We start from the raw sequence: 20,985 nt of genomic DNA, 5'->3' as shown, positions 1-20,985 counted from the left end.
CGAGGTATTAATAGAAGATGTCTATTCTATTAGCCTTACCTTGCTTAAAAATTCGGTTGAAAAAAAGATTTACTCTTTATAAATCATGCTAGTATATAACCTTCCCTTCAAAGCTCGCGCCCAGATAACGCTCATTCGTTTGCGGTGCAAGATAAGTTCAACATGAAATTATTTAGATTATTTCTTTTTTTATGTTTTAAGATATCAATCCTCACCGGGAAATAGAAAGTAAAGGACTATAATAAAATGGAAATTGATATTTTCAGCGAGTGTGCCTATACCACCGTCGGCATTCGACAACTCATTAACCAAACATGGGCGGAAAAACGCGCGCCGGCCGGCTTTAGCCGTAAAAGGGTCTGCTTTATCGATGTCACTATCGCCAATTTTGAAGCACGTTACCGCGATGAATATGCCAACCCCAATACCTACAAAATAATCATTATCACCGACTGCCTGCATGAGGTGGTGATTGTCGACAATAAGACCATTATATTATCAAACCTTATATCATTGAGTCGCTTCAGCCACCTGATCGGTGACTTATATAAGCGTTACAGTCACTATACCGAACCGCCGCAACTCTCCCAGCGCGAGTCCCTTTTCCTTTCGGAGTGGTCGACGGGAAAATCGCTGGCCGATATCAGCAATGCCATGAATATCAGAAATAAAACCGCCAATCATTACAAGTCGCGAATAATGAAAAAGCTCGGCGCCAGCAGGATAAAACCGCTGTTGCATATTACCCGCGTACGGTGTTTGACCGATCGTTTAAACATAAGAATCAATAAAGAGTAGTGACCGCCCCCCAGCTCCGCATTGGCGGCTGAATGCGTTCGCCGGCGTCTTTTAAAAGCACCGCTGGCGAAGGTCGCCGTTTCATCGCTTTGCCAACCTCTCTCTCCCTGGCGCCCAATCGTCTCTCGCGCGCATCGTTGTCTGGATCTCGCCGCCGCTTTACTGGCATTATCTCTGCTATCGCCGGGCGGCGAGAAGGCCTAAGACCGCGCCCGCCGCTCAGTATCGACTCGACGAGACAGGTAGCTTTACGCCATGGCAAATAAACCGCAACAGACAACGCTGACGATGTACGGCATCAAAAACTGCGACACCATCAAAAAAGCCCGCCGCTGGCTGGAAGATCAGGGCATAGCCTATCATTTTCACGACTACCGCGCCGACGGCCTGACCGAACAGCAACTGCGCGGTTTCGTCGCGCAGCTGGGTTGGGAGCCGCTGCTCAATACCCGCGGTACCACCTGGCGCAAGCTGGATGAAGCGCAGCGCAACGCCTGTGATAATGCCGACGCCGCCATCGCGCTGATGTTGGCGCAGCCGGCAATCATTAAACGTCCGCTGCTGGACGACGGCAACGGCCACGCCCTGCTCGGTTTTAACGCCGACACTTACCAACAATTTATCACCGAGGTTGCCGTATGACTTGCCCGGTTATCGAACTGGCCCAGCAGTTGATCAAACGCCCTTCCCTCAGCCCGAATGACGAAGGCTGCCAGCAGCTGATGATCGATCGCCTGCAGGCGATCGGCTTCACCGTCGAAGCAATGGACTTCGAAGATACCCAAAACTTCTGGGCCTGGCGCGGTGAAGGGCAAACCCTGGCGTTTGCCGGGCACACCGACGTGGTGCCGACCGGTGATGAAAAACGCTGGGACAACCCGCCGTTTGAACCGGCAATCCGTGACGGCATGCTCTATGGCCGCGGCGCGGCGGACATGAAAGGCTCATTGGCCGCGATGGTGGTGGCCGCGGAACGCTTTGTCGCCGCCAACCCGAATCACCGGGGTCGTCTGGCATTCCTGATCACTTCGGATGAAGAAGCCAGCGCCACTCACGGCACGGTTAAAGTGGTCGAAGCGCTGATGGCGCGCAACGAGCGGCTGGATTACTGCCTGGTCGGCGAGCCGTCCAGCACCGAGCGCGTCGGCGACGTGGTGAAAAACGGCCGTCGTGGCTCCATCACCGCCAACCTGCATATCCACGGCGTACAGGGGCACGTTGCCTATCCGCATCTGGCGGACAATCCGGTGCACCGCGCCATGCCGGCACTGAATGAACTGGTGGCGATCGAATGGGATCGCGGCAACGAGTTCTTCCCGCCGACCAGTATGCAGATCGCCAACGTGCAGGCCGGCACCGGCAGCAACAACGTGATCCCGGGCGATCTCTACGTGCAGTTCAACTTCCGTTTCAGCACCGAACTGACCGACGCGATGATCAAGCAGCGCGTGGAAGAGCTGCTGGAACGCCATCAGTTGAATTACAGCATCGAATGGCGGCTGTCCGGTCAACCGTTCCTCACCTCGCGCGGCGCGCTGGTGGATGCGGTGGTCAACGCGGTCGAGCACTATTCTGAATTGACGCCGCAGTTGCTGACCACCGGCGGCACCTCCGACGGCCGCTTCATCGCGCAGATGGGCGCGCAGGTGGTGGAACTGGGGCCGGTCAACGCCACCATCCACAAGGTCAACGAATGTGTCAACGCCGCGGATCTGCAGCTGCTGAGCCGCATGTATCAACGCATCATGGAGCAATTGGTCGCATGATCAACGCAGAGATGCTCACCGGCCGCTCAACCGAACACCTGGCGCCGCTGAGCGGGAACCACCGCCTGCAGCCGCAGGCGGTCAACGCCTTCCTGGCGATGCAGCAGGCGGCGCATGAGGCGGGATTCGATCTCCAGCCCGCCAGCACCTTCCGCGATTTCGACCGCCAGTTGGCGATTTGGAATGGCAAATTCTGCGGCCAGCGGCCAGTATTAGATAAGGACAGCCGCCCGATCGACGTCGCGACGCTATCGGCCGCCGAGCGCTGTGAGGCGATCCTGCGCTGGTCGGCCCTGCCGGGCGCCAGCCGCCATCACTGGGGCAGCGATCTGGACGTGTACGATCCGTCGCTGTTGCCGGAAGGGCAAAAGCTGCAGCTGGAGCCGTGGGAATATGAGGAAGGCGGTTACTTTGCGCCGCTCAACCAGTGGCTGACCGCGCATATGGCCGAATTCGGTTTCTACCGCCCCTTTACCGAAGACTGCGGCGGCGTGGCGGTGGAGCCGTGGCATCTGAGCTACCGGCCGCTGGCACAAGAGGCCGAACATTTGCTGACCCCGGCGCTGTTGCTGGCGGCCTGGCATGATAAGGAGGTCGCCGGTGCCGAATGGCTCGAACGCCATCTGCCCTCGATTTTTTCGCGTTTTATACGCAGTGAAGGAAAGGAGTAGCTATGCAATGGTTAGCTGATTACTGGTGGATTATCCTGCTGGTTCTGGTGGGGATGGTCGTCAGCGGCATCAAGGAACTGCGCCGCGTCGACGTTAAAAGCTATTTGGCCAACAAGCCGGAGATACCGCCGCACCGCGACAACAATGCCCAGTGGGATGACGAAGACGACTGGCCGAAAAAGAAATGACATCAGGGCGCTCATCGGCGCCCTGAATTTTTAGCGAAAGGCGATCAGCTCGCCGCGCTTGCCGGACAAGGCTTCGTCCCAGTAGCGCTGCGGCACATAATAATGCAGCCTTTCCAACGCGGCGTTCATCATGCCCTGGTTGATTGCGTGCCCGACGTTTTCCTCCACGTCCAGCGTGAAATCGGCGCCGTTGGTCCGCAACGCCTCCGCCGCCGCGTGAGCGTGTTGCACCGCGATCACCGCGTCCTCTTCACCGTGGATCAAATGCACCACGCTGTCGCCGAAAGCCCGCTCAGGCAGTTGCTCGAAACGCCCGCTGAACGCGACCACGCGCCCGGCCAGCCGGGTTTCTGCTTTCAACGCTTCCAGCGCCATGATCGCCCCCTGCGAGAACCCCACCAGCGCCGTGCCGGCATAGCCTACGCCGCTCAACTGCTGCCAATGACGCACCACGGCCACAAACTGCGGCATCACGTCTGCGATGCGGGCCGCGCGGTTCTCTTCGGTCACGTCCTGCACCGAAAACCACTGGCGCCCGGCGCCGTTGCCGAACGCTTCGGGGCCACCGATGCTCACCACCTGTGCCTGAGGAAAGTCTTTGGCGAAGTAGCTGCCGATCTCCCCCATCGCCACCGGGTTGTCGCCGACACCGTGAAACAGCAAGATCAGCTGCGCCGCCGGGGTCGCCGGGGTTTGGACAACGAAATGCTCATGTTTCATCGATGACTCCTTAATAGTAACCAAACCTGGTGCGGCGACAGTCGCCGCCGCACCGCTGACAGTGACTATACGCCGTTGAGAAATCGGGAAAATCGGGTTTTATTGAGCGAGTTATTCAATTTATTGCAACGACTGCGCCCAGTCGCGCCAGTAACGGCAGTGCTGCGCATTCAACTGTTCCAGCGCCTGCGCCGTTTCGTGCCGCCAGTGCCGCAGCAAGGCTTTCTGGCCACTTACGCCCGCCTGCTCCGCGCAGGCCGCCGGGGATTGCCGCCGTTGCAGATGGCCGCGCAGCGCGGGCAGAGGCAAATTGCTGGCCAACAGCAAACGCTGCAATGCCCCCAGGCTGGCCTCCAGCGGCCGATGGGCGAAAGCGAATCCGGCCAGCTCGCGCCAGTCCTCTTCGCCAAGCGGCGTGTCGCCGTCGTCGCCCGGGATCGCCAGCGCGAGTTCAATACGCTGCCGCAGCCAGGGCCAGTCGCGCGCCAGATGCTTGTGCGCCGCGTGCCGCAGCGCCTCTCCTTGCTCGCTCAGGGGCAAGATAGCCATCGCGGTATAGCAGCCGCTGCTGGCCTCCGGCTTGCTGCCGATGCGCACCAGCTCGAAACCGCAGGATTGCCAAAAGCGCCACAGCGGCTCGGTATAGCCGAAGCTGACCGACAGGAAGTCCAGACCCTGAGCCTGGCAGCGTTGCCGCTCGACCAGCTGACGCGCGATACCCTGCCGCCGCAACGCAGGCAGCGTCGCGATGCGGGTAATGCGCCGTGATCGCAGCGTCGGCGCCCACCACTGGCCGCCATGCGCCGCCAGCGACTGCGCCACCAGGTTGCCGCGCGGTCGGCGGCGGCCGGCCCACACGTCGTGCGCCAACTCGGCGCTCAACCCGCCTTCGTCCACCAGCCACACGGCGCCCACCACCTCCTGTTCGGCCTGCGCCAGCCCGAAATGCATACCGGGCGCATCCATCAACCTGCGCAAATCCAGCGGCGAGGTGCGGTAATGCGCGCTGCTTAGCAGAGCATAGAAACGCGCCAGCCGCTGCGGATCGGCGCACAGTTCACGCTGCTCCGCCTGGCTGTAATCGATCGCCTGGCCGTCCGCCGGCCAGGCGGGCAGCTCGTTGAACAACAGCGCATTGTCCGTTATCCGTTCCAACGCGTCCCCCTGTGCCCAACGCATCGGCTGTTGCAGGCTCAGCGCCTGATAGGACGGCAGCCCGGCGCAAAACTTCAGCAGAAAACCGCGGCCGGTGCCTTCATAGCCCTGCACCGTGGTGGTCAACAGCACGCGAGGAAAATAACCGATCAACTGCTGCAACAGTGGCGCGGGGATCGCCGCCGCCTCATCCACCAGCAGCCACCCCACGGCGCTGACGTCACCCTCACGACACTGCGCCAGCAAGGCATCGGGCGCCCAAAACTGCGCGCGCCCCTGCGCCCATTCCCCGGCCACCTCAGTGGCGGCGCGGCTCGGCCCGGTGATCCAGCAGGTCAGCGGCGACTGCGCCACCAGCATACCTGCCAGCGTCGATTTGCCACGGCCGCGGGCGGCGGTCAGCACCCACACGCCGGACTCGGCCTGCAGCAGCGCCGTCAAGATCGCCTGTTGTTCCTCGGTCGGGCGGCCATCCGGCGGCTGCCACCCTTCACGCGCCGGCAGCGCGGCCAGCATCAGGGGCTCTCCCTGCCGCCAGATCGTCACTTCGCTGTCATCGGCCAGATGCTGCTGCAGATGATGAATGAAATGCGGAGTGGTGATCGGCTGCGGACAATCGCTCCAGCGCAGGCTGTCGCCGTCCGGCTGCTGAGGCCATTGTCGCCAGGGGGGCGTCAACAGCAGCAGCCAGCTGCCGGCGCGCAAGGCGCCACTCAACGCCGCCAGCGCCTCTACGTCCAGCGAGTGACAGGCGTCGAACACCGCGTGCAGCCGCTCCTGCCCCAGCAATTGGCGCATCGCGCCGCTTGCTAAAGCCACCTGGCCGGGCGGCGGATTTTCCCCGACCCACGGCCAGTCGCCTGGCAACGTAGCCGCCAGCCGCTGCGCCTGTTCGCGGCACCAGTCAGGTTCACCGCTGAGCACCAGCAGGCGTCGGATGCCCTGCCGCCGCATAAGTTGTTGCGCTGCCTGTAACATAACGCTGTGTCTCAATCCGAAAAAATGCCGGAGTCAGGCTCCGGCACTTGAGGCGTTAACGGGATGCAAAGGTGTTGCAGGTATTGGGATCGCCGCTGTCGAAGCCCTGTTTAAACCAGGTATAGCGCTGCTGCGAGGTGCCGTGAGTGAAGCTGTCCGGCACAACGCGGCCCTGGCTCTGCTGCTGCAACCGATCGTCGCCAATCGCCTGTGCGGCGTTCAGCGCCGCCTGCAGGTCGCCCTCTTCCAGCATCTGCTGCTTCTCAGCGTATTTGCCCCACACGCCGGCAAAGCAGTCCGCCTGCAGCTCCATTTTCACCGACAGGCGGTTTACTTCCGCTTGGCTGGCGCCCTGCTGCATCTGGCGGACCTTCGGCTCGATGCCCAACAGGTTCTGCACGTGGTGGCCGACTTCGTGCGCCACCACATAGGCCTGGGCGAAATCACCGCCGGCACCCAGCTTGGTTTTCATATCCTGGTAGAAAGACAAATCGATATACACCGTTCTGTCACCCGGGCAGTAGAACGGCCCCATAGCCGCCTGACCGGTGCCGCAGCTGGTGCGCGTCACGCCGCGATACATCACCAGCTTCGGCGGTTGATAGGTTTTGCCCATGCGCTGGAAAATCTCTTTCCAGTTATCCTCGGTTGAGGCCAGCACCACCGAGGTAAATTTGGCCAATTCATCGTCTTTCGGGCTGATGTTGGCGCTCTGCTGTTGACCCTGCGGTGCGACGTTACCGCCGTTCAATAGCGGCGACAGATCGATACCGTAATAGCCGGCCACCAGCACCACCACCAGAATGACAATGCCGCCCTTGCCGCGCGGCACACGGAAGCCGCCGCCACCACCGCCCAAACCTGAAGATTGCCCGCGACGATCCTCAACATTGTCACTTTCCCGACGCCCTTGCCAACGCATAAATACACTCCAGATATTTCCCCTGCTCGTTGAAGTTGCACCGCGATCGTAAGCGCAAAGGCAGCTTCAAGCCTGAGTGGGATAGGTTTTAGTCATCTCGCATCCATCATTATAAATGGTCTGCCGCGGAGGAAATGTAGAAATTTTCTGGAAAAACGCAGAATAGCGGGACGATCCGGCCGGATCGCCCCGAATGGCGGTGCCAACGCTTAGTCGAGCTTCACGCCGATGCGGCGCGCCACTTCTTCGTAGGCTTCGATCAGGCCGCCCAGGCTTTGACGGAAACGGTCTTTGTCCATCTTGTCCAGGGTGTTTTTGTCCCACAGGCGGCTGCCGTCTGGCGAAAACTCATCGCCCAGCACCACTTCGCCGTTGAACAGGCCGAACTCCAGCTTGAAGTCGACCAGGATCAGGCCGGCGTCGTCGAACAGCTGGGTCAAGACCTCGTTGGCGCGGTAGCTCAGCTCACGCATGCGCGCCAGATGTTCCTTGCTCACCCAGCCGAAGGTTTCGCAGTAGGATTCGTTCACCATCGGATCGTGCATGGCGTCGTTTTTCAGGAACAGATCGAACAGCGGCGGGTTCAGCACCAGACCTTCTTCGATGCCCAGACGCTTCACCAGCGAACCGGCGGCGCGGTTGCGGATCACGCATTCCACCGGCACCATGTCCAGCTTCTTCACCAGCACTTCGTTGTCGGACAGCAGACGCTCCATCTGGGTCGGGATGCCGGCTTCTTCCAGTTTGCTCATGATGAAATGGTTGAACTTGTTGTTCACCATGCCTTTGCGATCGAACTGCTCAATGCGCTGACCATCCAGTGCTGACGTATCGTTGCGGAACTCCAACACCAACAGATCGGGATTCTCGGTGGTGTAAACGGTTTTTGCCTTTCCGCGATACAGCTCAGCTAGCTTTTGCATCTTACTTACTCCAGTGATGTATCCCCGTTGTCTCCCGAGCGCGGCCCGAAATTAGGGGGTATAGAATTGACCTAATGAATTCTTTGGCGTGCCGGACACTATTGTGCCAAACCTGCGACGCAAACGATACCGTATAGACAAAACAAAAAGGGGCCGAGGCCCCTTTTTGATTAGTTAACGCTGGTTTTACTGAAGGCAGACTGGAATGCCGCCACCAGTGCATCGTTTTTCGACTGGGTGAGCGGTTTGCCTTTCGGATCGATGAATTGCAGGCTGGTGCGGTTGTTGAGATCGCCGACCTGCAGCTTGTAATCCCCTTCCGCCAGTTCAGGATCCTTAACGCCCAACGCATCCCAATCGCTGCTGCTCAGGGACTTGTAGGTCACGGCGACGGTGCCCTGCGGACGGCTGCGGTCACCCACTTTCATCCCCAGTTTTTCGAGCGCCGGCGGCAGGCGATCCCACACAACGGTGTACGGGCCACGCACGACCAGCATCGGCAGGCCGGTGTCATCGGCGCCGCTCTGCACGTCCAGTGCGCCGAAGCGGCTGGCGGTCTGGCTGCTCGCCAGGTTGTCCTGCTTGTCCAGGCCTTCGATCAGGGTGTTGATCATCATGCCGTTGTAGCGCTGAATCTCAGATTGGTCGGTCACCTGCTCGCTCTTGCCCTGCTGCTGCAGGCCAACGCTTTTCACCACCAGCGCCTGCTGGTAGCCCTGCTGCTGCACGCTGATCTGATAACGGCCTTCGTACTGGTTGTCTTCGTCCAGACGGTTCCACTTCACCCAGTCGGTGGTCAGGGTCTGACCGGCGTCCTGGCGGGAAGCGATCGCGATGTTCTTCGCCTGCAGCAGGCTGACGACGCGCGACCACAGGTTCTGGTTCTGCGGGCTGTTTTCCAGCAGCAGCGTGCCGCTGTCGCCGGCGTATTGCGCGCGTGAACCGCTCAGCAGCGCCAACGGCTGCACCGGCGGACGAATGTCCAGCTGCTTGCCGACGTTGCCTTGCAGCTTCGTGGCGGGAACGTCATAGTTGCCGCTCTGCACCGGCAGGATCATGCCGGACGGCGCGTTCAGCGCCTTGAGCGGAGCCGCGTCGAGGTAGGCCTCGTCGCCGCTGACCTGGCGCTTGTAGCGCTGATCGCTGCTGCAGGCTGCCAGCATCATCACCAAAGAGATGCCCACTACTTTTGCTACCGTCGACTTTTGCAATGAATAAGCCATCAAATTTCCCTTAGAGTTACAGCAAACCGACGCTTTTCAGCGCGCGCTCCACCACCGGGCGGGCGGTTTCACTCAACGGCGTCATCGGCAGACGCAGCGTATCGGTTGCCATCAATCCCAACGCCTTACAGGCCCACTTCACCGGAATTGGGTTTGCTTCTACAAATAGATCCTGATGCAACGGCATCAAGCGCTGATTTAAGCGGCGCGCTTCGGCAAACTTGCCCTGCGCCGCCAGCGCGCAAAGTTCCGCCATCTCGCGCGCGGCCACGTTGGCCGTCACGGAAATCACCCCTTTGCCGCCCAGTTGCATGAAGTCCAGTCCGCTGGCGTCGTCGCCGCTCAGCAAAATGAAATCTTCATCGTCAACCAGCACTTGGATCTGACTAACGCGACTTAAGTTCCCCGTCGCTTCTTTTACAGCAACAATATTCTTGATTTTCGCCAGCCGAGCGATGGTCGGCGGCAGCATGTCGCAACCGGTGCGCGAAGGCACGTTGTACAGGATCTGCGGCAGCTCGGTGCTCTCGGCGATCGCCTTGAAGTGCTGATACAGCCCTTCCTGCGTCGGCTTATTGTAGTACGGCGTCACCGTCAGACACCCCACCACGCCGGTGTTGGCGAAGCGGGTGGTGAGCGCGATGGCTTCGGCGGTAGCGTTGGCGCCAGTGCCGGCGATCACCGGGATGCGGCCGTCGGCCAGCTCCAGCGTCTGCAGCACCACGTCAACGTGCTCGTCATGGGCAAGCGTTGCGGACTCGCCGGTGGTCCCTACGGAAACGATCGCCGCGGTGCCACTGGCTACATGATAATCGATCAATTTTTTCAGGCTCGCGCGATCGACAGCACCTTTGTCGTCCATCGGCGTAACCAGTGCAACAATACTTCCCGTAAACATTGGCCGTCCCCTCCACAAACAAGTCACTCATGGTACTTTTGCTGCCTATCCAAAAGCAAGCGCACAACCGCGTTGTAAGCGCTTGGCAGGCGGTTTTTTTTATGTTTACCATGGTAACCCCATTAAGCACGACAGGAAGCGCTATTTTGCCTCAGTCAGACGAACACTATCTCGTGATTACCGCGCTCGGCGCCGACCGCCCCGGAATCGTCAATACCATCACCCGCCACGTCAGCAGTTGCGGATGCAATATCGAAGATAGCCGTCTGGCCATGCTGGGGGAGGAGTTCACGTTCATCATGCTGCTGTCCGGCAGCTGGAACGCCATCACCCTGATCGAATCCACCCTGCCGCAAAAAGGCGCGGAGCTGGATCTGCTGATCGTGATGAAGCGCACAAACTCGCACGAAAGGCCGCCGATGCCGGCCACGGTATGGGTGCAGGTGGAAGTCAAGGACTCGCCACATATCATCGAACGCTTTACCGATTTGTTCGACTCCAGCCAGATGAATATCGCCGAGCTGGTCTCGCGCACGCAGCCGGCGGACGGCGACCTGCCACCGCAGCTGTATATCCAAATCACCGCCCACAGCTCCGGCGATCGGGATGCCTCAAATATTGAGCAAGCCTTCCATCGCCTATGTACAGAATTGAACGCGCAAGGCAGTATTAGCGTGGTGAACTATCCACAGCATGATGAGAAAGATGGAGAGTAGTGATGAGCCCATTGAAAGCCGGTGACACAGCGCCGAAATTTAGTTTGCCTGACCAGGACGGTGAGGAAATTAATTTGGCCGACTTCCAGGGACAGCGAGTATTGGTCTATTTCTATCCGAAGGCGATGACGCCGGGCTGCACCGTGCAAGCCTGCGGCCTGCGGGACAACATGGACGAATTGAAAAAGGTCGGCGTCGAAGTGCTGGGCATCAGCACCGACAAACCGGAAAAACTGTCGCGCTTCGCCGAAAAGGAGCTGCTCAACTTCACGCTGTTGTCTGATGAAGATCATCAGGTATCGCAACAGTTTGGCGTGTGGGGCGAGAAAACCTTCATGGGCAAGACCTACGACGGTATTCACCGCATCAGCTTCCTGATCGACGCCAACGGCAAGATTGAAAAAGTGTTTGATGATTTCAAAACCACCAATCACCACGACATCGTTCTGAGCTACCTGCAGCAGTAATTCTCACGAAGCGCAGCGGCCTGCTGCGCTTCGTTTCTTCCCTGTCAGCCGGCCTTGTCTTCCACCTCGACCCGCAGTTCATCGGGCCAGGCGTGAATCACCGCCTTCACCAGCGTCGCCAGCGGTATGGCGAAAAACACGCCCCAAAAGCCCCACATCCCGCCGAACACGATCACCGCCAGGATAATCACTAGCGGATGCAGGTTGACCGCTTCGGAGAACAAAATGGGCACCAACAGGTTGCCGTCCAACCCCTGTACCACCAGATAGGCGACGATCAGCGTCCAGAAATCGGCGCCGACGCCCCACTGGAACAGCGCCACCACCACCACCGGTATGGTGACCAGCACCGCGCCGATGTAGGGGATCAGCACCGAAAAGCCCACCAGCACCGCCAGCAGCAGCGAGTAGCGCATGTCCAGCACGGCGAACACCAGGTAGGTCGCCACACCGACAATCACCATCTCCAGCACCTTGCCGCGGATATAGTTGGTGATCTGCTGATTCATTTCGTTCCAGACCTGCCCCGCCAGGCCGCGATTGCGCGGCAGCACGCGGCGCACCGCGTTCAACAGTTGATCTTTGTCCTTCAGCAGGAAGAACATCATCATCGGCACCAGGATCAGGTAGATAGCCAACGTCAGCAGGCCGACCAGCGACGCCAGCGAGAATTTCACCACCGATTCGCCCATGCCGGACAGCCGGCTGCGCAGGTTTTCCGCCATCATGTCGATGATGCCGGCATCCACCAGCGCTGGATAACGCTTCGGCAGCGTCGCGGCGAAGTTATAGAACTGGTTGAGCATGCCCGGCAGATCGCTCATCAGATTGATGCCCTGCTGCCAAGCGGTCGGCGCGACGACAAACACCAGCAGCATGGCAACGCCCGCGAACACCAACAGCATGATGCTCGCCGCCCAGGTGCGCGAACAGCCGATGCGCTGCAGGCGCGCGGTCGGCCACTCCAGCAGGTACGCCAGCACGATGGCGACCAGCAACGGGGTCAGAATGCCGTGCAGAAAATAGAGAATGAGGAACCCGGCGACCAGGATCACCAGCAGCGCGATAGCCTGCGGATCGGTGAAGCGGCGGCGGTACCACTGTAATAACATCTCCAGCATCAGAGCGGGCTCCTCGAGATTTGGCGGGCGGGCATGGCGATTCCTGTGATGGGCCTGATTAAAGCATAGATAGAACGGGCGCACGCGAGGTGTGCAAAGCACTCAGAGTACTCAAAGTTCACCATACATCAACAGCGATTTGGCTGATTTTATCGCGCGGGCAGGCGATCGGCGCAAAAATCCGCAGACGCGGCGACAGGTTCGGTGAGCGGCCCCGAACGGGGCCGCGGAAGATTACAGCGAGGTACCGATAGAAAGGGGCGAACCGACTGCCAATGCGAACAACAACACACAGCCAATCGCGATCGCCGCCGCCAGATCATTTTTCATAGTCCCGTCCCCTGATACTTAAACTGGTTATCGTCACGAACTCTGTCGGTTCTTGCGTTGCGGCCTTTTCTGATGCACGTCATTAAAAACCCCCGCCGCAGCGGGGGAGAAAACGTTCTGGTGCATCAAGTGTTACAAGGAGGTCATGAGGGATTGCTAACCCTAAATGACTATTTCAAGCTAGGATTATTCTCAGAGCATGGCAAGCGATCGCGTCGAGGTTATCCGCACTTTGAGATAAACCTCATAAAAAAATCCCGCACGGCAGCGGGATGAAGGGATGATAACGTCATGAATTTTTTATGCGGACAATGAGGCGGTATTGTCGTCATTTGGCGACAATACCGCGCCGGCACGGTGGTCACAAGGGAAATTTGACCACGGTGAGGAAATCAGAATTTCGCCAATGCCCGCGGTCGTGCGCCAGTCAGCATCAACGAAAAAATGGGATTTTCATCAGACAGCCGTCGGGAAAAAACCGGTAGCATGGCCGATATCATCCCAAACGCCGTAGGGGGAAAGATGAACAGCAAACCGTGTGAATTTGATGAAGCCATCTGTCTGGCGATCGGGCGTGGCGTTTGCGAAGTCGTGAAGATAGGGGATGAAATCAGCGTCTTCTCCCTGTTGGAAGCGATCGAGAGCTTCATCGAACGGCAAGCGCTCAGCGAAAGCGAAATCGCGGCGGCGGACGACGCGCTGGATTTGATCACCGGTTTGGTCCGCCGCCAGTGCTGACACCCGTTACGAGGCGCAGCCGATGAGCCGTTGCTCTACCGTGACGCCGGGCATCATTTGCCGTAAACCGGCAATCAATTCGTCGCCCGCCTCGTGCAGCGCCGCCAACGGCATCGCCGGCAGGCTCTCCAGGATGAACCACATCCGCTCGGCCTCGGCGCTCAACCGGGTTCTGACCCCCTGGCGCCAGTTCCAGCGGCGGCAGGTCACGCCGCGATCGTCGCACCAAACCACCTCCCCCGCCTCCGGCGATTCATGGATCACCGCCCCCTCCTTGACGGTATCGAACAGTTCGCTGCCATCCGCGACGATCAGCCGCGGCTCGCCGACATAGGCCGCGATATTCTCACCCCCCACCGGCACCGCATAACGGATGCTGACGGCGTTATAGAGATCGACGACCGGATCGATGCTGGGCATCGTGCCGTCGCGCAGCGCGCGCTTGCGCAGGGCGTCGGCGGAACAGGGCGTACGCTTGGGTTTGGCGCCAAACTGCATGAAAACCTCGCGCCAGGCCGTGAGATGCGCCTCTGCCCAGGGTGCGTCTTCCTCGCCGAGGGCGCGACAGGCTTGCGCCAACGCTAACGCCCCCACGTCCGGATGGGCTATGGGAGCCGCAACCGCGGTAATGCTTAACGCCCGGAAACCGGGTGCCAGCGCAGCGACGGCCGGATCGATTGACGGATCGACTAAAATCATTAAATAATCCTATATTGACCATTTTATTGCATAATATTGACCGATGAACAAAAAAGTCAACAGACCGACCGAGTTTGGCGCCGACGTGCAAACCGTCAGCGAAGCGGTGTCACATCGCATCAAGCAACAGAGAAAAAGCCAAAAGCTATCACTGGACGAACTGTCGCGCCGGGCGGGCGTCAGCAAAGGCATGCTGGTAGAGATCGAGAAAGGCGCCGCCAATCCCAGCATCGCCATCCTGTGCAAGCTCGCGGCGGCGCTGGGTCTCTCGGTGGCGGACATCGTCAACGTCACCCGCGCGCCCGCCGCCTACCTGATTGAAAGCCAAGATATTCCCACGCTGTGGCATGGCGATAGCGGCGGCTCGGCCCGTTTGCTGGCGGGCACCCAAGGCCCGAACATGATAGAACTGTGGCGGTGGGAAATGGCGCCCGGGGAATCCTATGCATCGGGCGGCCACCCGACGGGCACGTTTGAGCTGCTGCACGTTGAGCAAGGCGTCTTAAGCCTTGCCGTCGAACAAACCAAGCTCAGAATTGCGCCGGGCTGTTCGGCGGTCGCCAGAACGGACGGCCCGCACCGGTACGCCAACGAGGGCGAAGACACGCTGATTTTCACCATGACGGTCGCCGAACTGCACGCCTGAACGGCGGCCCTGACCTGAACGCTTTCACAGGAGAAGAATCATCATGACAACCCCTGCCCCACTTGTCTGGCAGCGTGCGGACTATCTCGTCAGCACCGATCCCGCCCTGCTTGATCTCGATGCCATCCACGCTTTTCTGACCCGTTCGTCATGGGCGGAGGGAATCGATAAAGAAACCGTCCGCCAGTCCCTCACCCACAGCCTGTGCTTCGGTTTGTATCACGAGGCCAGGCAGATCGGTTTCGCCCGGCTGGTCACCGATTACGCCACTTTCGGCTATCTGTGCGACGTGTACGTGTTGGAGACGCATCAAAAAAGCGGGCTGGGCCTGTGGCTGGCGGAATGCTGCCAGGCCCATCCGCTGATGGCGAAGCTGAGGCGAATCATGCTGGTCACCAGCACCGCCCCCTGGCTCTATGAGAAAGTGGGCTATTCGGCCATCAACCACCCCGACTTTGTCTGGCAGATCGCCCGGCCGGACATCTATCGACGGTAATGCTATTTCAGCGCCTGCTCGGCCAGCAGCCCGAGCGCGATGACGATCATCGCCGCGCCGGAGATGCGCCCCACTATCTTCGCAGCCTGCGGGCGCGTGCGCAGTACCGACTGCGAACCGAATCCCACCAGCAGATACACCAGGCCGCAGCTGATCAAATGCACGACGCCCAACGCCAGCATCTGCATCGGCACCGACCATTCGGCTCGGGCGTCGGTAAACTGCGGCAGCAGCGCCAGAAACAGCAGAAACACCTTGGGGTTCAAGCCGCTGACGCACACGCCCTTGCCGGCCCAGCGCAGCCAGGAATCGGAACGCTGATCTTCACCGGCGCCGGGCACTGGCGGGTGCAGCAGCATGTTGAAACCGATCCACAACAGATAAGCCGCCCCCAACAGGGTGAGCGCCGTCAGCGCCAGCGGGTTGCCGACCAGCAGCGCGCCGACGCCCGCCACCACAATCGCAATCATCAGCAGATGGCCGAACAGCAAGCCGGCGACGGCGGGCACCACCACCCGGCCGCGAATGCCCGCCGAGATCACATAGGCCCAATCCATACCCGGCGTGATCACCAATAAAATCGACACCGCCCAAAAAGCGGCGAACAGAGCGAGCGTCATGCCGGCGCCCTCTCAGACGCGCCACGCCACACCAAACAGAGAACCATTGCCTTTCCTCGTGGAAGAAGAACGGCCTCCGCCTGCCGCGGTGGCCGTCAAAACCGTTCAACAGATGGCAAGAATATCCTCAAGGCGTTAAAATGTGCTTTCAATTACTTGCCTGAAATCGGCATAAGCGGGGAAATTTTTCCAAATGGATAAGATTGATCGCAAGATTCTTGCTGAACTGCAGGTCGATGGCCGTTTGTCGGTAACCGAGCTGGCCGAGCGGATCGGTTTGAGCGTGTCTCCCTGCCACCGCCGGGTGCGGGCATTAGAGGAGTCCGGGGTGATCAGGGGTTACCGCGCCCAGCTCGACCCCGGCAGCCTGGGCTATAACTTTTCCGCCCTGGTGTTCGTCACCATGCGCGAAGGCGATCGCCGCGCCGTTGAAACCTTCGAAAACGCCATGGTGGACATTCCGCAGGTGGTGCAGGCACAGCGGCTGTTTGGCGATCCCGACTATCTGCTGCACGTGATCGCCCGCGATCTGCCCGCCTTCCAGCAGCTTTACGACGAGAAACTCTCCGCTCTGCCGGGCGTGCAGCGCCTGAGCTCCACGCTGGTGATGAAAACCGTGGTGCCGGAGCGCTCGTTCCTGCCGCTGGGCAAATGACGACGGGAGCGTTACCGCTCCCGTTTTCTCTTTTCTTTAAGGCACAATCACGAAATCCGGATTGGCGACGGCAAACAGCGCCTCGCGATCCGCCGCCGGTGGGTAAATCCACTGCGTGTTGATCTCCTGCTTAATCTTTTTGCCTTCCTCACGGGTAAAGCGCACCTGGCGCTCCCAGCCTTCGGTATACAGCGCGCCCCAGGGGCCCAGATCCAGACAGGTCACATACTTCGGCTGGCTGTAAGGGTGCGCCGGCAAGCCCGTCAGCTCCGCCGCCGCATTGTGGCCGGCCACGCGGCCAAGGCTCAGCGCATGCTGGCAGGTCATCAGGTTGTGGTTACCGAGATCGTCTGTCGCCGCCTTCACCGTATCGCCGGTCACGAAAATGCCCGCCGCCGCCGGCGCGCGCAGGAAGGCATCGCCGATCACCCGTCCGCTGCCGTCGCGCTCGCCGGGGATCTGCTCGGTCAGCGGATGCGCTCGCACGCCCGCCGCCAGGATCACCGTGTTGGCGGCGATGCGCTCACCGTTCGACAGCATCACCCCCTCGGCGTCGATGGCCGAGACGCGCAGGCCGGCCCGCGCTTCCACGCCGCACTCCGCCAACGCCTGGCGTATCACCGCCCCCGGCTCCGCCCCCATCCCGGCGCCCACTTCCGGGGCGGTATCGACGATCACAACGCGCACGTTCTCGTCTTTGCCCAGCGCATCGCGTAGCCGCTGCGGCATCTCCGCCGCGCTCTCCAGCCCGGTCAGCCCCGCGCCCACCACCACGGCGGTGTTGCGCGCCGGCGTCGAGGGTTTGGCCGCCAGCGCGTTGATATGGGCGCCCAAACGCTGTGCGCTTTCCAGCGTATCGACGTTGAAGCCGTATTCGGCAAAGCCCGGCACCGCAGGCACGGACAGCCGGCTGCCGGTGGCCCACACCAAACGATCGTAGGCCAACTCAAGGGGTTCCCCCGTCGCCTGCGCCACCGTGAGCGTTTTAGCAGCGGCATCGATACGCTCTACCATCCCGGCCAGGTGGCGCACACCGACGACGGCGAGCTGCGCGGAAATGTCCGGGTTCATGTTTTCCAGCACGGCCTCATACAGGCGTGGCCGGATGGTAACGGTTGGCGTCGGTGAAACCATGAGCACCTCGATATCGTCATGCTTACCGGCAAGGGTAATGGCGCGCATGGCGGACACGGCGGCCCAAAAACCGGCAAAACCGGAACCGGCAATCACTATTTTCTGCGTCATGGGATGACTCCTTCATACAGGGTTAACCGGGCGACAAGGCTGCCCGCAGTTTTTTCGGATGAACGATGCCGTCCCGCTCCCGTAACAGGGTGCAGAAGGCCCGCCCGCCCCTTCCGAAGAGGCGGGAAAAAGTGTGTTTCGTTTTAAGGAAAGGCGGTGGTTAGGTCTTGGCGCGCGCCGTTTTGCCGCTGCGCGCGGTGCGTTCCGTCATGCGCTCGTCGAGCCAGAGGTTGACCTCGCCGAAGAAGCCTTGCGGCGCTTTGCGGCCAAAACGGGCGGCGACGGCGCCGAGAGTCTGCGCCGCCAGCGCATCGCGCATCGCCTTCTCCGCCTGCAGCATCACCGCATGGATAGCGCATTTGCCGGAGACCGCCCAATCCGGCGGGGAGTCATCGAACACCGCGCAGCGCCCGCGCACCTCCTGGCAATCGAACAGCGGCTTGTGCCCCTCGATAGCGTCGATGATCGCCAGAAAGCTGATCTCGTCCGCCGGGCGGGCCAGCCGGTAGCCGCCGCGCACCCCTTCGCTGGCGGCGACGATCCCCGCCTTTTCCAGCTTGGGGAAAATCTTGGCCAGAAAGCTGGGTGAGATCCCTTGCAGCTCGGCGAGTTCGCGGCTGCTGAGCGCCCGCTGGTTATCGCCGACCAGCCACAGCAGGCAGTGGATGCCATATTCAACGCTGGTTGTGATGTACGCCATATGTCCGTTTTCAACCGTCAATGAATCTTCAATAACGCAGACTATATGAGTCTGCGTTTATCTTGTCAATAAAACGCGGATCAACTTTATCCGTGTTTTATTGACAATGCAGGCCACCGGCGACGCAGAAAACGCCCTTCGAAATGAAAAATAAAACTTTTTTGCCCGATTCGCGCCCGGCTAACGTTTCCTTGTTGCCAACGGCTGACTATGATGTGATGGGCACCGCCGCCGCGGTTTGTGAGCCGCCGCACTTTCACGCGGATTGCGCCGTGGGAATAAAGAACTCTTGTCTGCTGCTGACGTCTTAGAAATGATTATTTAAGGGAAACGCCTGACTATGACCAACCGGTTGACCAAAACCGCGTTAGCGGTGCTGCTGCTCGGCACGCTGAACGCCACCGCCCTGGCGCCAGCACAGGCGGAAAGCCAGGACCAGTTGCCGGATATGGGCACCTCCGCCGGCGGCACCCTGAGCATCGGACAAGAACTGGCGATGGGCGATTTTTACGTGCGCCAACTGCGCGCCAGCGCCCCGCTGATCAACGATCCGCTGCTAATCCAATACATCAATCAGCTGGGCAACCGGCTGGTGGCCAGCGCCTATTCGGTGCGCACGCCGTTCCATTTCTATCTGGTGCGCAACGACGAAATCAACGCCTTCGCCTTCTTCGGCGGCAACGTGGTGCTGCATTCCGCCCTGTTCCGCGTCAGCGACAACGAAAGCCAGCTGGCTTCGGTGCTAGCGCACGAAATCTCGCACGTCACCCAGCGCCACCTGGCGCGCGCCATGGAAGATCAGCAGCGCAACGCCCCGTTGACCTGGGTGGGCGCGCTTGGTTCCATCCTGCTGGCGATGGCCAACCCGACCATGGGCATGGCGGCGCTGAGCGGCACCATGGCCGGCACCCAGCAAGGCATGATCAGCTTTACCCAATCGAACGAACAGGAAGCCGATCGCATCGGCATTCAGGTGCTGCAGCGCGCCGGTTTCGATCCGGAAGCGATGCCCGACTTCCTGCAGAAACTCTCGGATCAGTCGCGCTACGCCTCCAAACCGCCGGAAATGCTGCTAACGCACCCGTTGCCGGACAGCCGCCTCTCCGACGCACGCAACCGCGCCAACCAGATGCCGAAACACATCGTGCAGTCCTCGCAGGATTACCTGATGGCCAAGGTGCGCGCACTGGGCATGTACAGTTCGGAAGGCTATGGCCTGAACGAAGAACTGCTCGGCTCGCTCAGCAAGGGCAACGTGCGCGAACAGGCGGCCGCCAAATACGGCCGCGCCATCCTGTTCTATGAAGCGAAAAAATACGACGACGCGCGCAATATCATTCAACCGATGCTGGCGCAGGATGCGAAAAACGTCTGGCTGATCGACCTGATGACCGACATCGATCTCGGCCAGAAACGCGCGCCGCAGGCCATCGCCCGCCTGCAGGCGGCCAACGCCGCCCAAAGCAACAATCCGGTGCTGCAGCTCAACCTGGCCAACGCCTATGTCGAAGGCAACCAGCCGGCGCAGGCGTCGAAGATCCTGAACCGCTACACCTTTGCCCATCCGGACGATCCGAACGGCTGGGATCTGCTGGCGCAGGCCAGCGCCGCACAAGGGCTGCGCGATGAAGAGCTGTCGGCCCGTGCCGAAAGCCTGGCGCTGAACGGCCGGCTCGATCAGGCCATCGGCCTGCTCAGCAATGCCAGCTCGCTGCAAAAACTCGGCAGCCTAAAACAGGCGCGCTACGATGCGCGCATCGACCAGCTGCGCCAACTGCAACAGCGCTTCCGCCAATACCAACGCAGCTGATTCAACAAGGAATGAACGCCATGAAAAACGTCACGATTTACCACAACCCGCGCTGCTCCAAGAGCCGTGAAACCCTGGCGCTGCTGGAACAGCACGGCGTCGATCCCAAGGTGGTGCTGTACCTCGAAACGCCCCCTACGGTCGATGAGCTGAAAAAGCTGTTGAAGGAACTGGGCTTCACATCCGCGCGCGAGCTGATGCGCAAAAAAGAAGATCTGTACAAGGAATTGAAGCTGGCGGACGACAGCCTGAGCGAAGAGCAGCTGCTGGCGGCAATGACGACGAACCCGAAACTGATCGAACGCCCGATCGTGGTAAAAGGCAGCAAGGCGCGCATCGGCCGACCGCCGGAGCAGGTGCTGGAGATTTTGTAATCGTCCGGAAAGTCTGTTATTGAACCGCAAAATACCAATAGCCCTGAACAGGGCTATTTTTAATTGTTTGTTATATAAATACTTTTCATCATCCCAGTCTTCTTCTACTGCTATGCTGCGCAAACG

The 20,985-nt window shown here is 60.1% G+C and carries 24 protein-coding genes; 13 read left to right on the top strand and 11 right to left on the bottom strand.

Features of this window, described 5'->3' with window-relative positions; translation table 11 throughout:
- The first annotated feature begins 246 nt into the window (after positions 1 to 246).
- The 5 genes from N6G83_RS33250 to N6G83_RS33230 all read left to right on the top strand — a co-directional run bounded on the left by N6G83_RS33250 (position 247) and on the right by N6G83_RS33230 (position 3,423).
- On the top strand, positions 247 to 798 hold the full coding sequence (locus N6G83_RS33250; protein ID WP_089181196.1) for a LuxR C-terminal-related transcriptional regulator: 552 nt from the start codon (positions 247 to 249) through the stop codon (positions 796 to 798).
- Positions 799 to 1,053: 255 nt separating this feature from the next.
- A complete protein-coding gene (locus N6G83_RS33245) occupies positions 1,054 to 1,440 on the top strand; it encodes an ArsC family reductase (protein ID WP_025303822.1) in 387 nt (128 codons plus the stop codon).
- Positions 1,437 to 2,564 (top strand): succinyl-diaminopimelate desuccinylase, encoded by a 1,128-nt coding sequence (dapE, locus tag N6G83_RS33240; protein WP_025303823.1) that lies wholly within the window; start codon positions 1,437 to 1,439, stop codon positions 2,562 to 2,564. Before N6G83_RS33245 ends, dapE begins: the two co-directional genes overlap by 4 nt.
- The gene (locus tag N6G83_RS33235; RefSeq protein ID WP_025303824.1) at positions 2,561 to 3,235 is read left to right on the top strand and encodes a M15 family metallopeptidase; all 675 of its coding nucleotides are present in this window, start codon (positions 2,561 to 2,563) and stop codon (positions 3,233 to 3,235) included. Before dapE ends, N6G83_RS33235 begins: the two co-directional genes overlap by 4 nt.
- 2 nt (positions 3,236 to 3,237) lie before the next feature.
- A complete protein-coding gene (locus N6G83_RS33230) occupies positions 3,238 to 3,423 on the top strand; it encodes a YpfN family protein (protein ID WP_004941720.1) in 186 nt (61 codons plus the stop codon).
- Between the two features lie 30 nt (positions 3,424 to 3,453).
- Here the strand turns inward: N6G83_RS33230 and ypfH are convergent, their stop codons facing one another.
- From ypfH to dapA, 6 genes are all read right to left on the bottom strand, one after another.
- The gene (ypfH, locus tag N6G83_RS33225) at positions 3,454 to 4,143 is read right to left on the bottom strand and encodes an esterase (protein WP_260516054.1); all 690 of its coding nucleotides are present in this window, start codon (positions 4,141 to 4,143) and stop codon (positions 3,454 to 3,456) included.
- Between the two features lie 120 nt (positions 4,144 to 4,263).
- Positions 4,264 to 6,276: a tRNA(Met) cytidine acetyltransferase TmcA gene (locus tag N6G83_RS33220; RefSeq protein WP_260516056.1), complete on the bottom strand. Its 2,013-nt coding sequence runs from the start codon at positions 6,274 to 6,276 to the stop codon at positions 4,264 to 4,266.
- A 55-nt stretch (positions 6,277 to 6,331) separates the two neighbouring features.
- Positions 6,332 to 7,198 (bottom strand): neutral zinc metallopeptidase, encoded by an 867-nt coding sequence (locus N6G83_RS33215; protein ID WP_043140420.1) that lies wholly within the window; start codon positions 7,196 to 7,198, stop codon positions 6,332 to 6,334.
- A gap of 209 nt (positions 7,199 to 7,407) precedes the next feature.
- Positions 7,408 to 8,121: a phosphoribosylaminoimidazolesuccinocarboxamide synthase gene (gene purC / locus N6G83_RS33210; RefSeq protein ID WP_019453889.1), complete on the bottom strand. Its 714-nt coding sequence runs from the start codon at positions 8,119 to 8,121 to the stop codon at positions 7,408 to 7,410.
- A gap of 170 nt (positions 8,122 to 8,291) precedes the next feature.
- Complete coding sequence (gene bamC / locus N6G83_RS33205) at positions 8,292 to 9,344, bottom strand: outer membrane protein assembly factor BamC (protein ID WP_025303828.1); 1,053 nt, start codon at positions 9,342 to 9,344, stop codon at positions 8,292 to 8,294.
- A 16-nt stretch (positions 9,345 to 9,360) separates the two neighbouring features.
- Positions 9,361 to 10,242 carry a 4-hydroxy-tetrahydrodipicolinate synthase gene (gene dapA, locus N6G83_RS33200; RefSeq protein ID WP_033644005.1) on the bottom strand — a complete coding sequence of 294 codons (882 nt, stop codon included), beginning with the start codon at positions 10,240 to 10,242 and terminating at the stop codon, positions 9,361 to 9,363.
- A gap of 110 nt (positions 10,243 to 10,352) precedes the next feature.
- Here dapA and N6G83_RS33195 point away from each other — a divergent pair, with 110 nt between their 5' ends.
- Together N6G83_RS33195 and bcp are read left to right on the top strand one after the other, a co-directional pair.
- Entirely contained in the window at positions 10,353 to 10,958 is a 606-nt protein-coding gene (locus tag N6G83_RS33195) for a glycine cleavage system transcriptional repressor (RefSeq protein ID WP_369783268.1), read from the top strand.
- 2 nt (positions 10,959 to 10,960) lie between these two features.
- On the top strand, positions 10,961 to 11,425 hold the full coding sequence (gene bcp, locus N6G83_RS33190; RefSeq protein WP_025303830.1) for a thioredoxin-dependent thiol peroxidase: 465 nt from the start codon (positions 10,961 to 10,963) through the stop codon (positions 11,423 to 11,425).
- A gap of 44 nt (positions 11,426 to 11,469) precedes the next feature.
- Here bcp and N6G83_RS33185 read toward each other — a convergent pair whose 3' ends face one another.
- The gene (locus N6G83_RS33185; protein WP_025303831.1) at positions 11,470 to 12,546 is read right to left on the bottom strand and encodes an AI-2E family transporter; all 1,077 of its coding nucleotides are present in this window, start codon (positions 12,544 to 12,546) and stop codon (positions 11,470 to 11,472) included.
- Positions 12,547 to 13,398: 852 nt separating this feature from the next.
- On the opposite strand from N6G83_RS33185, the gene N6G83_RS33180 reads away from it, so the two are divergent.
- Positions 13,399 to 13,614 (top strand): hypothetical protein, encoded by a 216-nt coding sequence (locus N6G83_RS33180; RefSeq protein ID WP_025303832.1) that lies wholly within the window; start codon positions 13,399 to 13,401, stop codon positions 13,612 to 13,614.
- 6 nt (positions 13,615 to 13,620) lie between these two features.
- On the opposite strand, the gene N6G83_RS33175 is transcribed toward N6G83_RS33180, so the two are convergent.
- Entirely contained in the window at positions 13,621 to 14,313 is a 693-nt protein-coding gene (locus tag N6G83_RS33175; protein ID WP_099817659.1) for a B3/4 domain-containing protein, read from the bottom strand.
- Positions 14,314 to 14,356: 43 nt separating this feature from the next.
- On the opposite strand from N6G83_RS33175, the gene N6G83_RS33170 reads away from it, so the two are divergent.
- On the top strand, positions 14,357 to 14,959 hold the full coding sequence (locus N6G83_RS33170) for a helix-turn-helix domain-containing protein (RefSeq protein WP_043140438.1): 603 nt from the start codon (positions 14,357 to 14,359) through the stop codon (positions 14,957 to 14,959).
- A gap of 43 nt (positions 14,960 to 15,002) precedes the next feature.
- Positions 15,003 to 15,455 carry a GNAT family N-acetyltransferase gene (locus N6G83_RS33165; protein ID WP_025303835.1) on the top strand — a complete coding sequence of 151 codons (453 nt, stop codon included), beginning with the start codon at positions 15,003 to 15,005 and terminating at the stop codon, positions 15,453 to 15,455.
- A 2-nt stretch (positions 15,456 to 15,457) separates the two neighbouring features.
- On the opposite strand, the gene N6G83_RS33160 is transcribed toward N6G83_RS33165, so the two are convergent.
- Positions 15,458 to 16,075, bottom strand: coding sequence for a LysE family translocator (locus N6G83_RS33160; protein ID WP_025303836.1), 618 nt, complete (start codon positions 16,073 to 16,075; stop codon positions 15,458 to 15,460).
- 193 nt (positions 16,076 to 16,268) lie between these two features.
- On the opposite strand from N6G83_RS33160, the gene N6G83_RS33155 reads away from it, so the two are divergent.
- The gene (locus N6G83_RS33155; protein ID WP_019452433.1) at positions 16,269 to 16,730 is read left to right on the top strand and encodes an Lrp/AsnC family transcriptional regulator; all 462 of its coding nucleotides are present in this window, start codon (positions 16,269 to 16,271) and stop codon (positions 16,728 to 16,730) included.
- Between the two features lie 36 nt (positions 16,731 to 16,766).
- Here the strand turns inward: N6G83_RS33155 and N6G83_RS33150 are convergent, their stop codons facing one another.
- Complete coding sequence (locus N6G83_RS33150; protein WP_142591427.1) at positions 16,767 to 17,975, bottom strand: NAD(P)/FAD-dependent oxidoreductase; 1,209 nt, start codon at positions 17,973 to 17,975, stop codon at positions 16,767 to 16,769.
- Positions 17,976 to 18,135: 160 nt separating this feature from the next.
- On the bottom strand, positions 18,136 to 18,675 hold the full coding sequence (locus N6G83_RS33145; protein WP_025303838.1) for an RrF2 family transcriptional regulator: 540 nt from the start codon (positions 18,673 to 18,675) through the stop codon (positions 18,136 to 18,138).
- 340 nt (positions 18,676 to 19,015) lie between these two features.
- Between N6G83_RS33145 and N6G83_RS33140 the strand changes: the two genes are divergently transcribed.
- Together N6G83_RS33140 and arsC are read left to right on the top strand one after the other, a co-directional pair.
- Positions 19,016 to 20,485: a tetratricopeptide repeat protein gene (locus N6G83_RS33140; protein WP_025303839.1), complete on the top strand. Its 1,470-nt coding sequence runs from the start codon at positions 19,016 to 19,018 to the stop codon at positions 20,483 to 20,485.
- Between the two features lie 20 nt (positions 20,486 to 20,505).
- Positions 20,506 to 20,859, top strand: a complete 354-nt coding sequence (arsC, locus tag N6G83_RS33135) for an arsenate reductase (glutaredoxin) (protein WP_049296087.1) — start codon at positions 20,506 to 20,508, stop codon at positions 20,857 to 20,859.
- The last annotated feature ends 126 nt before the right edge of the window (positions 20,860 to 20,985 follow it).

It is taken from the genome of Serratia sp. PL7 (genome assembly GCF_945957435.1).
Note: the sequence above shows the minus strand (reverse complement) of the source record. Positions and strands in the feature narration are given on the sequence as shown.